This is a genomic window from Rhizobium leguminosarum (assembly GCF_002953715.1).
GTDB classification, from domain to species: domain Bacteria; phylum Pseudomonadota; class Alphaproteobacteria; order Rhizobiales; family Rhizobiaceae; genus Rhizobium; species Rhizobium leguminosarum_V.
Genome location: NZ_CP025016.1, coordinates 32,909 through 47,248, shown reverse-complemented (window position 1 = coordinate 47,248; position 14,340 = coordinate 32,909). Strand labels below are relative to the sequence as shown.

The 14,340-nt window shown below is 59.4% G+C and carries 13 protein-coding genes and 1 pseudogene; 9 read left to right on the top strand and 5 right to left on the bottom strand.

From position 1 onward, the window contains the following. Nucleotides 1-9: 9 nt before the first annotated feature. A pseudogene (locus tag CUJ84_RS39105) lies at nt 10-183 on the bottom strand (PAS domain S-box protein); the annotation flags it as partial. Between the two features lie 406 nt (nt 184-589). Between CUJ84_RS39105 and CUJ84_RS35135 the strand changes: the two are divergent. Further along, nucleotides 590-1,774, top strand: a complete 1,185-nt coding sequence (locus tag CUJ84_RS35135; protein ID WP_105008831.1) for an MFS transporter — start codon at nt 590-592, stop codon at nt 1,772-1,774. A gap of 630 nt (nt 1,775-2,404) precedes the next feature. On the opposite strand, the gene CUJ84_RS35130 is transcribed toward CUJ84_RS35135, so the two are convergent. Then, nucleotides 2,405-3,304 (bottom strand): LysR family transcriptional regulator, encoded by a 900-nt coding sequence (locus CUJ84_RS35130; protein WP_105010063.1) that lies wholly within the window; start codon nt 3,302-3,304, stop codon nt 2,405-2,407. 120 nt (nt 3,305-3,424) lie between these two features. On the opposite strand from CUJ84_RS35130, the gene CUJ84_RS35125 reads away from it, so the two are divergent. The 7 genes from CUJ84_RS35125 (at nt 3,425) to CUJ84_RS35095 (ending at nt 10,770) form a co-directional block, all read left to right on the top strand. Beyond that, nucleotides 3,425-4,357 (top strand): VOC family protein, encoded by a 933-nt coding sequence (locus tag CUJ84_RS35125; protein ID WP_105010062.1) that lies wholly within the window; start codon nt 3,425-3,427, stop codon nt 4,355-4,357. Between the two features lie 95 nt (nt 4,358-4,452). Beyond that, nucleotides 4,453-5,142: a hydrolase gene (locus CUJ84_RS35120; RefSeq protein ID WP_105010061.1), complete on the top strand. Its 690-nt coding sequence runs from the start codon at nt 4,453-4,455 to the stop codon at nt 5,140-5,142. A gap of 67 nt (nt 5,143-5,209) precedes the next feature. Continuing rightward, nucleotides 5,210-5,500: a XapX domain-containing protein gene (locus CUJ84_RS35115; protein ID WP_105010060.1), complete on the top strand. Its 291-nt coding sequence runs from the start codon at nt 5,210-5,212 to the stop codon at nt 5,498-5,500. Further along, nucleotides 5,500-7,482 (top strand): amidohydrolase, encoded by a 1,983-nt coding sequence (locus tag CUJ84_RS35110; RefSeq protein WP_105010059.1) that lies wholly within the window; start codon nt 5,500-5,502, stop codon nt 7,480-7,482. The genes CUJ84_RS35115 and CUJ84_RS35110 overlap by 1 nt, the downstream gene beginning before the upstream one ends. A gap of 200 nt (nt 7,483-7,682) precedes the next feature. Next, nucleotides 7,683-8,126, top strand: coding sequence for a DoxX family protein (locus CUJ84_RS35105; RefSeq protein WP_105010058.1), 444 nt, complete (start codon nt 7,683-7,685; stop codon nt 8,124-8,126). Further along, entirely contained in the window at nt 8,123-9,721 is a 1,599-nt protein-coding gene (locus CUJ84_RS35100; protein WP_105010057.1) for an MFS transporter, read from the top strand. The genes CUJ84_RS35105 and CUJ84_RS35100 overlap by 4 nt, the downstream gene beginning before the upstream one ends. Nucleotides 9,722-9,933: 212 nt before the next feature. After that, complete coding sequence (locus CUJ84_RS35095) at nt 9,934-10,770, top strand: alpha/beta fold hydrolase (protein ID WP_432444942.1); 837 nt, start codon at nt 9,934-9,936, stop codon at nt 10,768-10,770. Between the two features lie 134 nt (nt 10,771-10,904). Here CUJ84_RS35095 and CUJ84_RS35090 read toward each other — a convergent pair whose 3' ends face one another. Next, nucleotides 10,905-11,798: a helix-turn-helix domain-containing protein gene (locus tag CUJ84_RS35090; RefSeq protein ID WP_105010285.1), complete on the bottom strand. Its 894-nt coding sequence runs from the start codon at nt 11,796-11,798 to the stop codon at nt 10,905-10,907. 304 nt (nt 11,799-12,102) lie between these two features. Between CUJ84_RS35090 and CUJ84_RS35085 the strand changes: the two genes are divergently transcribed. Then, the gene (locus tag CUJ84_RS35085) at nt 12,103-12,936 is read left to right on the top strand and encodes an AraC family transcriptional regulator (RefSeq protein ID WP_105010284.1); all 834 of its coding nucleotides are present in this window, start codon (nt 12,103-12,105) and stop codon (nt 12,934-12,936) included. A 148-nt stretch (nt 12,937-13,084) separates the two neighbouring features. Here the strand turns inward: CUJ84_RS35085 and CUJ84_RS35080 are convergent, their stop codons facing one another. Beyond that, nucleotides 13,085-13,645: a nucleotidyltransferase family protein gene (locus CUJ84_RS35080; protein WP_051447675.1), complete on the bottom strand. Its 561-nt coding sequence runs from the start codon at nt 13,643-13,645 to the stop codon at nt 13,085-13,087. A gap of 142 nt (nt 13,646-13,787) precedes the next feature. Then, on the bottom strand, nt 13,788-14,261 hold the full coding sequence (locus CUJ84_RS35075) for a MarR family winged helix-turn-helix transcriptional regulator (RefSeq protein ID WP_105010283.1): 474 nt from the start codon (nt 14,259-14,261) through the stop codon (nt 13,788-13,790). Nucleotides 14,262-14,340 lie beyond the last annotated feature (79 nt).

The following is a 14,340-nucleotide window of genomic DNA, read 5'->3' as shown; positions in this document are numbered from 1 at the left end:
AGGCAAAAGTCGTGCACCTACAAGCGTGCCGTGACGGGCCGCATTGACAGCGAGTTCATGGAGTACAAGCGCGAGTCGCTGGACAACCGGCGCCGGCAGACTCATATCCGGACCGCTGAAAGAAGCTCGTGCTGCGGAGAATGGTGTCACCTGCAGGCGCATGAGTTCTTCAACATCGACGCTGCAGTGCGCTGGTGGTGGAAGACATGTTCCCCTCGCCGACCGGCTTCGACCGCGACGTGCTGCCGAAGAGGTTCCGAAAGGAGCACATAATCCGGAAGCTGGTCGCGCCTCTCGAGGTCCTGATTGGCGTAGCGTTGACGATCGCTGGTCGAGCGTCACGACATTAGCAGCGATGCGATCGCCTGCGTTATCGCCGCCGGCGCCCTTCGCGGGCGCTCGTGAAGATTACAAGGATCGCGCCTTTCCAAAAGTCGACCGAGCGAGGGATCACGAAGAATGTCAAGCAAAACCACCTGCTCCGTCGCATCTCCTCAGAAACAAGTTTTGATCTCCAGCCCTGTGAGGTATTCATCACAGATCCAAAAGCGCTGTTCTGCTTCGAAGCGTCAATCCCCGGAGTTGCATCATGAAAATTGCGCCGCAGCAGCGGATCTATGTCTGCTTCTTTCTCTTCGCCGTGTCGCTGGGGGCGCTGCTGTCGAGGATGCCGGATTTGCAGGTTGCGCTTGGCGTCGATAAGTCCGAGCTTGGGTTGACGTTGATAGGGGCTGCGATCGGCGCCTTGATTTCGTTGACTTTGTCTTCGCCCTTGATCGCCCGGCTCGGCGCGCGGACGACGGCGTTCATTACAGTTCTCGGCACATCCGCGCTGCTGTCGCTGGTGCCATGGATCGGTGCTGCGCCGGCCGTATTCTGTTTGCTTTTCGTCGAAGGGCTGCTCGCCGGGGCGCTAGAGATCAATCTCAATGTCGAGATCGACCGCATCGAAGCGCAGCTGGGACGCGGCGTGATGAACAGAGCCCATGGCTTCTGGAGCCTCGGCTTCTTCGTCACGGCGCTTGTCTCTTCGGTAGTCCGCCAAGCCGGTATCTCGATGCAGCTACATCTCGCCGTGACCTTTGTTGTGGTCCTTGTCATCGGCATCTGGGCGATCGCCGGCATGCGCAATGCGCCAGCGCGGATCACTTTGGACGAAGGCAAGGCGCCGCCGGTAGCGCTTCCTACCTGGGGGCTAATGCCGCTCTGCGTAATCGGCATCGCCGCCTTTCTCGTCGAAGGTGCCGGGATCGACTGGTCGGCGATCTATATGCGCGACGTGTTTTCAGTCGAGCCCTTCATCGGCGGACTGGGATTGACACTCTTTACCTTTTGCATGGCGCTGGCGCGCCTGTTCGTTGATCCGCTGGTCGATCGGTTTGGCGCGCGGGCCGTCGCCACGATGCTGCTTGTTCTTTCGGCGATTGGCATCTGCGCCGTCTGGGGCGCACCGCATGCCTATGTCGCACTGGCGGGCTTCGCCTTGATGGGCGCCGGCTGCAGCGCGGTCTATCCCCTCGCCGTCTCGGCGGCGGCCCAGCGTACTGATCGCGCGGCGTATCTCAACGTCGCCGCTCTCGGCCAGATGACCTTCGTCGTCTTCTTCCTGGCGCCGCCGCTGCTCGGTTTAATTGCCGAACATGCAGGCATCAGGACATCCTATCTCGCCTGCCTTCCGCTGATCATCTACGCGCTCTTTTCGGTCAAGGCGCTTGCCACGCGCCGGACTGCCGGCGGCGGTAGCGTTGCAACTGTTCGGAGCGTCAACGGATGACGGATTGTGCTGCCGGTCTCTGGCCGCGATTGGTTGAGCGAAAAGCCCACCTGTAATCCGGCCTGGCGGTGACTTTTTGCCGAATTTGCAGACGAACGGTGGTCTTGAAAGGATTCGAACCGTCGACCTACCGCTCACTTTCGACAGCTGCCGAAAAGGCAGCCTTTGCTGCGTAACGTTGATTTATGGATGCCAGCCAATTGCGACGCGTTACATCTCTGGCTATTGCTCGGTTACGCGGCACAGGAAATGTGAAGTGTAGCGCGATTCAAACGGTCTCTAACGAGGCGCTGCCGACCTAGACTTCATGACCGACCAGAAGAGCTTGCCGGGAACTCGTTGGGAAATGGACAGCTTGTAGCTCTTGCTACCGTCGCCAGGAAGCCGACCAGCAGAAAGGCGATCACCGCACCGATGAAGGCGCCGCTCGACAGGCCGAGAACAGGGACGTCAAGCTCCCATCACGGCTGAACATATCGTTGAATTAGCCAATGGTATGAAAAGGCGGACTGTCCGCCTTGAACAGGTTCGAACTAGCGGCCCCTTGGTGGACAATAGAAGCTGTTGAAAAGCCAGGTCCGTCGGGTGCAGCAATAGCCCTTTCGAAAACCTTTTAAAAACAAACTCAGTTCATTCGATTACCGATATAAACGCCGGGACCTGTTGTTCAAAGAACTTCGAGAACGAGGCAATTCGGGGCGGCAGCACCTGATACGGGGGGTAGTACAGGGTCAACCATAAGTCTGGCGGCGCCCAGTCCCGCAGGACGTGGACGAGCCGTCCGGTCCGCAGATGCTCGGCCACATGGAACTTGGGCAGCATGGCGACCCCGACGCCGTCGGCCGCCATCCTCGCCAGCACCTCTCCGCTATTGGCGCTGAATGCCCGGCCCGCGGAAATCGTGGCGCTGCCACTGCCGTCCGATAGCGTCCAGGTCTCCCGCTTGCTGTCACCGCTATAGGCCAGGCAATCGTCGGGAATGAGTTCGTTCGGATGCTTCATGTCGGAAAACCGGCTGCCCGGCGCTGCGACGAGGATACGGCGCACGACGCTGATCTTGCGCCAGATCGTGAACTTGTCCGAAGGGGCCGCGGAAATGCGGATTGCCAGGTCATAGTCGTCATCGATGATGTCAACGAGTCCATCCGCAAGCGAGATCTCGAAGCTGATCTTCGGGTAGCGTTCCTTGAATGCCGAGAGGATGGGCGGCAGGACCTGCTGGCCTAACCAGGTCGGCGCGCTGATTCGCAGGCGGCCATGATCCGCCTTGTGGGTATTCATCACGTCCTTGCGCGCATTGTCCAACGCCTGCACCGCCGGCTGTATCTGGGCGGCGAAGATCGCGCCATCGGTCGTCAGCGACACCTGGCGTGTGGTCCGCACGAAGAGTTGTACGCCAAGGTCTTCTTCCAGGGCCGCGATCGCCCGCGTAACGGCTGCGGGGGTCATATCGAGCTCGCGCGCGACCTGCGCAAAATTCCGCTTCTCAGCGGCCAGCAGAAAGGTCCGAAGCAGCTTGTAGTCGTTCATTGATTATTTCACCCAAGGCAATTCACTGACAATTATTATTGCAATTCCGACCGATGATCAACGGGCGTAGGTTTTCAATCACACCAGACAAACCAACGCAGCCGCGGAAGGGCGAGCATTATGATCAAGGATATCAAGGGACTGCATCACATCACGTCGATGGCATCGGATGCCCGCCAGAACAACGCGTTCTTCACGGACACGCTCGGCCTGCGCCGCGTCAAAAAGACCGTGAATTTCGACGACCCCAACGTCTACCACCTCTATTACGGTGATGAGGCCGGCGCCCCCGGCTCCGTCATGACCTACTTCCCTTTTCCCGACGTGATGCGCGGCCGCCCAGGCGTTGGCGAAGTCAGCGAAACGCAGTTCGCAGTGCCTAAGGGCTCACTCTCGTTCTGGCAGGATCGCCTGCCGGCAAAGGGAGCCGTCAACCTGCATACCGACACTGCCTTCGGCGCTGCCCGCCTCCTGTTCAAAGGGCCGGACGGCGAAGGGTTTGCCCTTGTCGAAACGGAAAACGATGGCCGCAAGGCCTGGAATGGCGCCGGCATCGACGAAAGCGTCGGCATCCGCGGCTTCACCGGTGCCAAGTTCCGCCTGCATGACGCCGCTGCCACGTCCGAACTGCTCGGTTTCATGGGCTACCAGCGCGCCGAAACGGATGGTGACGTCACCCGCTTCATCATCCCCGGCGGCAATGGTGCGGACACGATCGACCTCGAGATCCTTCCGAAAACGCCCTTCGCAAGGCAGGGCGCAGGTTCGGTGCACCACATCGCTTTCGCTGTCGAGAACCGCGCAAAGCAGCTCGAAGTCCGCAAGGCCCTGATGGATACAGGATACCAGGTGACACCTGTCATCGACCGCGATTACTTCTGGGCTATCTACTTCCGGACACCCGGCGGCGTCCTGTTCGAAATCGCCACGAACGAACCCGGTTTCGACCGCGATGAAGATACGGCACACCTCGGCGAGGTTTTGAAGTTGCCGGCACGGTACGAGCCTTATCGTGACCAGATCGAGGCCGGGCTGACACCGCTCGCCGCCTGACGTCGCTTTCCAACAATAAGGCGGCATAACTTTCAAGACGTGCCGCCTTCCCTGCCCCATTACCTACCTTCAACCCAGTCAAAGGAAGACACGAGATGTCCAGCAAGCTTCAGGTCCTCACCCCGCAGAACAGTCAGATCATCTTCATCGACCAGCAGCCGCAGATGGCCTTCGGCGTTCAGTCGATCGACCGCCAGGTCTTGAAGAACAACGTCGTCGGTCTTGCCAAGGCAGCGAGGATCTTCAACATCCCGACCACCATCACCACCGTCGAGACCGACAGCTTCTCGGGCAACACTTTCCCGGAACTGCTCGCTGTCGTCCCGGACAATGATATCCTTGAGCGCACGTCGATGAATTCCTGGGACGACCAGAACGTCCGCGACGCGCTTGCCAAGCACGCTGCCGATGGCCGCAAGAAGATTGTCGTCGCTGGCCTCTGGACGGAGGTTTGCAACACGACCTTCGCGCTCTCCTGCATGAGCGATACCGACTACGAAATCTATATGGTTGCGGATGCTTCCGGCGGCACGTCCGTCGACGCGCACAAATACGCGATGGACCGCATGGTGCAGGCCGGCGTCGTTCCGGTTACCTGGCAGCAGGTCCTGCTCGAATGGCAGCGCGACTGGGCCCGCAAGGAAACCTACGACGCGGTCACGTCGCTGGTGAAGGAGCATTCCGGCGCTTACGGCATGGGCATCGATTATGCTGTTACGCATGTCCACGGTGGTGCCGAACGCGTCAAGCATGGCAAGCGGATCGGTCCGAACCCTGCCAAGTAAACTGTCAATCACTCCGGCAGGCTGCGTCCTGCCGGAGTGATTTTCTTTCACCACGCGAGGTTCCCCCATGAAACTCTATCTTCTGTCACTCGGTGCCGGCCTGCTGGTGGGCGTGATCTACAGCCTGCTCAATGTCCGCTCGCCTGCTCCGCCTGTCGTCGCGCTCATCGGGCTGCTCGGCATCCTTGTCGGCGAGCAGCTCGTGCCACTGGCTAAGAGCATTTGGGCTCGCGAGCCTGCCGCCGTCTCCTGGCTTCATCAGGTCAAGCCGCACATGTTCGGTCACCTACCGAAGGGTGGGAAAAACGTGGTGGCGGTGAACCCACTCCATGAAGATTCAACATCGGGAAAAAGCTGATGACGACGCGCCGCACATTCTTGGGCGCAGCATCGAGCCTCGCCTTTTCAAACTTGTTTTCACCGGCCAATGCCGCCGATCCCAACAAGACCGGAGCCGCCTCCATGTACGCAGACATCGTTCTTCACAATGGATTAATCACGACGCTTGATCGCGCAAATCCGAACGCCACCGCAATCGCCGTCAAGGACGGCCTATTCATCGACGTGGGTACCGACCGCGACGTCATCGCGCTTGCCGGGCCCGATACGAAGATCGTCGATCTCAAGGGCAAGCGTGTACTGCCTGGTCTGATCGACAACCACACCCACGTTGTGCGGGGCGGTCTCAACTTCAACATGGAGCTCCGCTGGGACGGCGTCCGCTCGCTCGCCGATGCGATGGACATGCTGAAACGACAGGTCGTCATCACGCCTGCCCCACAATGGGTGCGTGTCGTCGGCGGCTTCACCGAACATCAGTTCGCCGAAAAACGCCTCCCAACGATCGACGAGATCAATGCTATTGCACCCGATACGCCTGTCTTTCTGCTGCATCTCTATGACCGCGCACTGCTCAACGGTGCTGCCCTTCGTGCCGTCGGCTATACCAAGGACACGCCGAACCCTCCGGGCGGCGAGATCACCCGCGACGCCAACGGCAATCCGACGGGCCTTTTGCTCGCCAAGCCGAATGCCGGCATTCTCTATTCGACTTTGTCGAAAGGCCCCAAGCTTCCGTTCGAATATCAAGTCAATTCCACGCGCCACTTCATGAGGGAACTGAACCGGTTGGGAATCACCGGCGTCATCGATGCCGGCGGCGGATTTCAGAATTACCCGGACGACTATGCGGTGATCCAGAAGCTCTCGGACGAGGACCAGCTTACGGTACGTCTGGCCTACAATCTCTTTACGCAGAAGCCGAAGGAAGAGAAGCAGGATTTCCTCAACTGGACGCAGTCGGTCAAATACAAGCAGGGCAACGATTATTTCCGTCACAACGGCGCCGGCGAGATGCTGGTGTTTTCCGCCGCGGACTTCGAAGATTTTCGCCAGCCCCGCCCGGACATGCCGCCGGAAATGGAAGGCGAACTGGAGGACGTCGTTCGAGTCCTCGCCGAAAACCGCTGGCCTTGGCGGCTTCACGCCACCTATGACGAAACGATCAGCCGCTCGCTCGATGTGTTCGAGAAGGTCAATAGGGATATCCCGCTCGAAGGCCTGAACTGGTTCTTCGACCATGCCGAGACGATTTCCGATCGCTCGATCGACCGGATCGCAGCGCTCGGTGGCGGCATCGCCACGCAGCACCGCATGGCCTATCAGGGTGAATATTTTGTCGAGCGATACGGCCACGGCGTTGCAGAAGCGACACCGCCGATCAGGCGCATGCTCGATAAGGGCATCAACGTCTCTGCCGGCACGGATGCGACCCGCGTCGCCTCCTATAATCCCTGGGTCTCGCTCTCCTGGATGGTCACTGGCAAGACCGTCGGCGGCATGCAGCTCTATCCCCGCGTCAATTGCCTCGACCGTGAAACGGCACTGCGGATGTGGACGGAGAAGGTCACCTGGTTCTCTAACGAGGAAGGCAAGAAGGGCCGGATCGAAAAGGGCCAGTTCGCCGACCTCGTCGTGCCGGACAAGGACTTCTTCGCCTGCGCCGAAGACGAGATCTCCTTCCTGACCTCCGATCTGACTATGGTTGGCGGCAAGATCGTCTATGGTGCTGGCGACTTCAAGTCACTCGATGAGAACGTCGTGCCGCCCGCCATGCCGGACTGGTCTCCCGTGCGCACGTTCGGCGGCTACGCGGCATGGGGCGAACCGCAGGGCGCAGGCATGAACTCCTTGCGCCGCACCGCGATCTCGACCTGCGGCTGCGCCAGTTCCTGCAACGTCCATGGTCACGACCATGCCGGCGCCTGGACATCGAAGCTGCCGATTGCCGATCTCAAGGGCTTCTTCGGCGCGCTTGGTTGTGCCTGCTGGGCCGTGTGACACCACGCAGTATCGCGCCCGCATTGAGTGGGCAGCGCTCTCCGCTGCCCACTTCGCTCTATCAAATCATTTATTGCGATAATCGCAATTAAATCGAAATAATTGATGCAATTGTTGGCGGCAATCTTTCTGGCCAATATCGCTCCACCAGCGGCAAACAAAAGCCGCTTGTTTCGATCGACGACACGACAGGAGCAGACATGATTGACCAATTTTCGTCCACCCACCGCAGGGGCTCGCTTCTTGCGCGGATCATCGCTGCACCGGCAACGTGGTCCACTGCCCTTCTGGCTCTCTGCGCGGCTTATATCCAGGGGCCAATTACCAAGATCTTTGATTTCAACAGCGCGGTCGCTGAAATGAACCATTTCGGCCTGCATCCGGCGGCATTCTTCGCAGTCGCCGTTATCGCCTTCGAATTGGCGGCCTCGGCCATGGTGGTGTCGGGGATCCTTCGCTGGGCAGGTGCGCTGGCGCTCGCCGCGTTCACGCTCCTTGCCACCCTTGTCGCCCTTCGTTTCTGGGAGTTGCCCGCAGGCATGGACCGCATGATGGCAACCAACGCCTTCTTCGAACATCTCGGACTTGCTGGCGCTTTCATCATTGTCGCGGCAATTGATTTGACCAGGGGAGCAGGCAAATGAGCACTACCAAATCCTCCGGGGGCAGCTTTGCTCCCCTTGCCCAGCCAGTCTTCGCAGTTCTTTGGGCTGCAACCGTCCTCGGCAATACCGGCAGCTTTATGCGCGATGTCGCCAGTTCCTGGCTCATGACTGATCTATCGGCCTCGCCGGCCGCCGTCGCTCTGGTGCAGGCGGCCGGAACCCTGCCGATCTTCCTCCTGGCAATACCTGCGGGCGTGCTCACCGATATTCTCGATCGCCGCAAGTTCCTGATCGCCGTGCAGATCTTGCTCGCGTCAGTCAGCGTAAGTCTCATGGTCCTGGCAAATACCGGCATGCTTTCGGTCAGTGCGCTGATCGGCCTGACCTTCCTTGGCGGCATCGGCGCCGCGTTGATGGGGCCGACCTGGCAAGCGATCGTGCCGGAACTGGTGAAGAGAGAAGACGTCAAGAGCGCCGTCGCCCTCAACTCGCTCGGCATCAATATCGCCCGGTCGATCGGGCCGGCCGCCGGGGGGCTTCTCCTTGCTGCCTTCGGCGCGGGCGTCACCTATGGCGCGGATGTTGCGAGCTATCTCGTCGTCATCGCGGCGCTCGTCTGGTGGCCGCGGGCAAAGAACGCAAATGATGCGCTGGCTGAAAGCTTCTTCGGCGCGTTCCGTGCAGGCCTGCGCTACACCCGCGCCAGCAAGCCCTTGCATGTCGTACTTTTGCGCGCGGCGATCTTCTTTGCCTTCGCCAGTGCCGTCTGGGCACTCCTGCCGCTCGTCGCCCGAGAATTGCTCGGCGGTGACGCAGGATTCTACGGTATCCTGCTTGGCGCCGTTGGCGCCGGCGCGATCGGCGGCGCATTGCTCATGCCTAAACTGCGCGAACGCTTGAATGCCGATGGCCTGCTTCTAGGGGCCGCTGTTATCACAGCACTCGTCATGGGCGCTTTGTCGCTCGCGCCGCCAAAATGGGTTGCCATCATCGTCCTGCTCTTTCTCGGAGGCGCATGGATCACCGCCCTGACCACGCTGAATGGCGCAGCGCAGGCCGTGCTTCCGAACTGGGTCCGCGGTCGCGGCCTGGCGGTCTATCTTACCGTCTTCAATGGTGCGATGACGGCAGGTAGCCTTGGCTGGGGTGCCGTTGGTGAAGCTGCCGGGGTGCCGGGAGCGCTGATGATCGGCGCGGTTGGACTGCTCATTGCGGGCTTCATCATGCATCGCTTAAAGCTGCCGGCCGGCGACGCGGATATGGTGCCGTCCAATCACTGGCCAGAACCATTGGTCGCAGAGCCTATCGCCCACGACCGCGGACCTGTTCTGATCCTCATCGAATACCATGTCGAAAAACATCATCGCACAGCCTTCCTGCATGCGCTGGATGAGATGTCCCACGAGCGGCGGCGGGACGGCGCCTACGGATGGGGGGTGACGGAAGACTCCGCCGATCCGCAAAAGATCGTCGAATGGTTCATGGTCGAATCCTGGGCAGAGCATCTGCGCCAGCACAAGCGGGTTTCAAATGCCGATGCTGACCTGCAAGGCCAGGTCCTCGCCTATCACTCAGGAACGGATAAGCCGGTCGTCCGGCATTTCCTCACAATCAACCGGCCGGGGGCCGCCTAGCAACGCGGGAGAGCGGCATCCACCACTACCCTCGAATCATAGCCATCAAAGGATCACGGTACGCGACAATGACCGAGAACTTCCCCTCCATCACCCGCCGCAGCGCATTGCTTTCCGGAGCCGCTGCCGCAGTCGCCATGGTAGTTCCCACAGCGTTTGGCCTGGCGGCCAACGGTGCTTCGACCACCACCCCAGCCAAAGGAGATAATACAATGGGCTATATCACCACCAAGGACGGCGTCGAAATCTTCTACAAGGATTGGGGTCCGAAGGATGCCCAGCCGATCGTCTTCCACCATGGCTGGCCGCTCTCCTCGGACGATTGGGATGCGCAGATGCTGTTCTTCCTGGCAAAGGGCTTCCGCGTCGTCGCCCATGACCGCCGTGGTCACGGCCGCTCTGCTCAAGTTTCTGACGGTCACGACATGGACCACTATGCCGCCGATGCCTTCGCCGTCGTCGAAGCGCTCGATCTGAAGAATGCCGTTCATATCGGCCATTCAACCGGCGGCGGAGAAGTTGCCCGCTACGTTGCAAAATTTGGCCAGCCCGCTGGCCGCGTTGCCAAGGCCGTTTTGGTTTCCGCCGTCCCGCCGCTGATGCTGAAGACGGAGACAAATCCGGGTGGTCTTCCAAGGGAGGTCTTCGACGGCATTCGCAAGGGGGTGGCCGAGAACCGCGCACAGCTATTCGTCGATTTCCCCACCGGTCCGTTCTACGGCTTCAACCGTCCCGACGCTAAGGTCTATCCGGGCGTCATCCAGAATTGGTGGCGACAGGGAATGATGGGCAGCGCCAAGGCCCATTACGATGGGATCAAGGCCTTCTCCGAGACCGACCAGACAGAAGATCTGAAGGCGATCACCGTTCCGACGCTCGTTATGCACGGCGACGACGATCAGGTCGTGCCGATCGACAACGCTGGCAAGCTTTCCGTCAAACTGGTGCAGAATGGCACCCTGAAGGTCTATCAGGGTTATCCGCACGGCATGCTGACAACGCATGCTGAGGTCCTGAACGCCGACCTCTTGGCATTTATCCAAGCTTAATTGGACCCTCCGGGTGTGGCTGCCTTCGCTGCACCCGGATCCGGCCGAACAAACCCGACCGAGCTGGCTGTCACCAGGACAGTCCTGAGCGAAGCTGAGCTCAAAGCCCAGCAGTGCTGCTCGATGGTTTTCTGTTAGTGTCGGTTGCTCGAGCGCCAGGCCGCAGGATTCACCCCCACGACCCTCGTGAAGGTTGCGACGAGTTCATTTTCGTCCGGAAACCCGCACTCTTCAGCGATCCGGGCAATGGTTTCACCGGTTCTGCTCAGTTGCGACTGGGCTCTGCTTATTCGATATGACGCAATCCATTCCGAAACAGACTGCCCGGTCGTGCTCAAAAATCCGGAACAGAGCTCATCGACTGAAAACCCGCACGCTTCGGCGATCTTATCGACCGGTGTGCCGCCCGATAGGTTTGCAGCTATGTACGCCTTGATGCGCTTTTCCTGCAACGGAGACAGCCGACCGGTGCCCGACAGGTGCTGGATGGGGGACCGCCCGTAACGATGCGCGAGATGGGCGCTTAGCGCTAATCCGATATGAGGAAGCAGTGTGTCCCTGACCTCGTCCGGCATGTCGAACATCGGAATCAGCGCACCGCCGATATTACGGACCACCTGATCGTCAATCCCGCGGCAGGTTGTGAGGTCATCAATACGCGGCTCGCCTGCTTCCTCAGCGAGCTCGATAAAAAGCGCGCTTGGGATATGAAATGCGAGTGCTTCGAAGCGGCCACGAACCAAAATTGCGGCGCCATTCCTCAGACTGATGAGACACATAGAACCTCTGGAATAGGTCTTCAGAGGTGTCCGTGCTCCGTCCGGCCGGACGTCGCAATGATCAACGTCGACGAGATAAAGCGTGACCAGAAAGGCGTCATCAGCCGGCAGGACGATTGTGTGTTCGCCATTGTCATAGGAGTGCTCGAGATGGACGACAGCGAGCTTTGCCTCGTAAAGAGGCCTGATTGCCAGCGCCCTTGCGGCACTAATCCCAAAACACGCCGCAATTCTCTCACTGACCGTCAACGCTTCACTCATATGTGTCTCGATCATCCTGGCTGGGGACTGTATAGCCGTACCGACGAGATGCCGCGCTTCAAAGTTTCCTACACAGGTTTCAAACGGCAATCTTGAACAAAAGGATCCTCGCGGTGCCGATTTAATAAATTGTCGCGAGGCAAGCTTAGCGTGGGAAAGCTACCACAGCCGGCAGGTCCCGTGTTCGAGTGTCTAAAAATGAAAGAACTGCGTCGTGGTCCAAGTTCTCCCCCTCCGCCACCAATCTTCCACTGGAAACTCGACCGACGGATTCGGGTGCTCGTTGAAGCAGTTGTCGATCAACCAAAGCCTATTTGGTTCAGACATCGATATCTTTCGGAAGGCGACAGTCAACACTGAACTCGATCAGGTCATGACACCGGCAAGCGATCGAGGGTTCGTCGTGGGGGTTTCCTCGCTCGGTGGCCACACGCGGCGCATCTTCCACGAACATCGTGCGACAACCCACGACTTTACCGAGAACTCGATCTATATTCGCGATCTGTCGGACGCCTACAAGGCGGATCTCCGCGGTCCTTTCGATTTCGTGTTGTTTGAAATTTCGCCAGCGTCCCTCGGCAAAATTGCCGATGATGCTGAAATGCCCGGCATAACGTCGCTGTCAGTTGAAACAGCATCAAAAGATATTGTGCTTGCCAATCTCGCTCGGGCGCTGATCCCGGCGCTCGAAAAGCCAGACGAAGCCAACGCGCTTTTCGTCGAACAAATGACGACGGCCATCGGCACCTACCTGGTCCAGCGCTACGGCGGCCGGCCGATGGTAGGCTCCGATAGGTCGGGTAGCCTTTCGCGGGCGCATGAGGATCTGGCGAAAAGTCTGCTTCTCGAAAACCTTGATGGCAACGTGTCGATTTCCGACGTCGCCCAGGTCTGCAACCTGTCACGTGGCTACTTCATTCGCGCTTTTCGTCAGACGACCGGTATGACGCCCTATCAATGGGTCCTTCGTGAGCGAATAGACCGTGCCCGCGACCTCTTGCGGACCTCAAATACTCCGCTCGCCGAAGTGGCCATCGCCTGCGGCTTCGCGGATCAAAGCCATTTCACGCGCGTCTTTGCAGCTATCGTCGGCACCACGCCTGGCAATTGGCGGCGTAACGCCTGATCCAGACAATCCTTCTTGGAAGATTCGCCGAACCGGAGGTCTTGATAGGAATCGAACCGTCGATAGCCTCAGGAAACCCTTCTGACTTTCGCGGTTCTAGTTCTGGCGCCAAGCCTAGAGCTCCTAAGTCCAGCAACAGCGTCCATGTCTATCCCCGCAGCACACCACCGGCAGCGACAACCTCTTGGGGAGTATCAACGTCCAAATGCGCCGCGTCCCCGATATCGACGTCGATCACAGGCAGCCCGGACGCTTCAATGAGTTGCCGCGCGCCGATGTCGCCGACAAGCCCCGTCACCGCCCGCGCCAAAGTGCGTGGCAGGATGACCGGGTTACCGCGCTTGCCGTTGGAAACCGCACGCACGATCACCTGACCTGATGACATCCGAAACGCTGCGATCAGCGCGTCAAGGTCAACACTTGTCACGCCCGGCATGTCAGCGAGCATGACAAGCACGCCCTCGGCTTTGCGCACGCCCGGCGCGGCGAAGCCGGCAACCAGCGAGCTTGCGATGCCCGTTGCGTAATCAGGATTTTCGACAACTTGCATATCGAGGCCGTAAAGCGCGGTTTCGATCTCATTGCGGCGATGGCCGGTGACGACAGCAACCGTGGCGGCATCGGCACCAAGTGCAGCGAGCGCTGCACGCCGGACAAGCGGAACACCGTCGAATTCGGCAAGTAGTTTATGTGCTCCCCCTTTGCCCATGCGGCTCGCTTTGCCTGCAGCCAGAAGGATGATCGCAACTGATGCCTTGCGATCGAGTAAGCCACTTGAACCAACCGGCTGTGATTGCGGGTCGATCTCTATCGAAAATACTTCGGTGGGTTCTGGCATGACTCCTCGGCTTTCAAGTGACCTGCTCGTCCTCTTCCGCGATCTTGCGCAGAAGGAATAGCAGCGCTACCCGTTCGGCCGGGTTGAGACGCCGCATGGTCTTTTCGCTGATGAGATGGCCTTGAGGATACATCTGCTCAAGCACGGCTTCGCCCTTGGGCAGAAGCGAAATCACGACCTTGCGGCCGTCAGCTTCATCACGGGAAAGATCGATCAGGCCACGCGCTTTCAGTCTTTCGACGATGCCGCGGATAGTTGCCTGGTCGACCGAGGTGGCCTTCACGAGTTCGACCTGCGAACTGGGGCCAAGATCATGCAGGGCGCAGAGCGTCACGAATTGCACCGAGGTGAGGTCGGGATCGCTGGCATTGCTCTGGAAGATGGCGAGATGGCGCTGATAGGCTTTGCGCAGCAGATGTCCCACCTGCTCGGTGACCAGATAAGGATCCCGCCGGCCTGAGTCTTTACTGTCATCGCCGCCAATCATTGTTGTGACGCTCGCTCCCATTTCAAATCTGTATTCTTCCAAAACTCTGCAAATCGCAAGCAGATCGATCGGCACCATC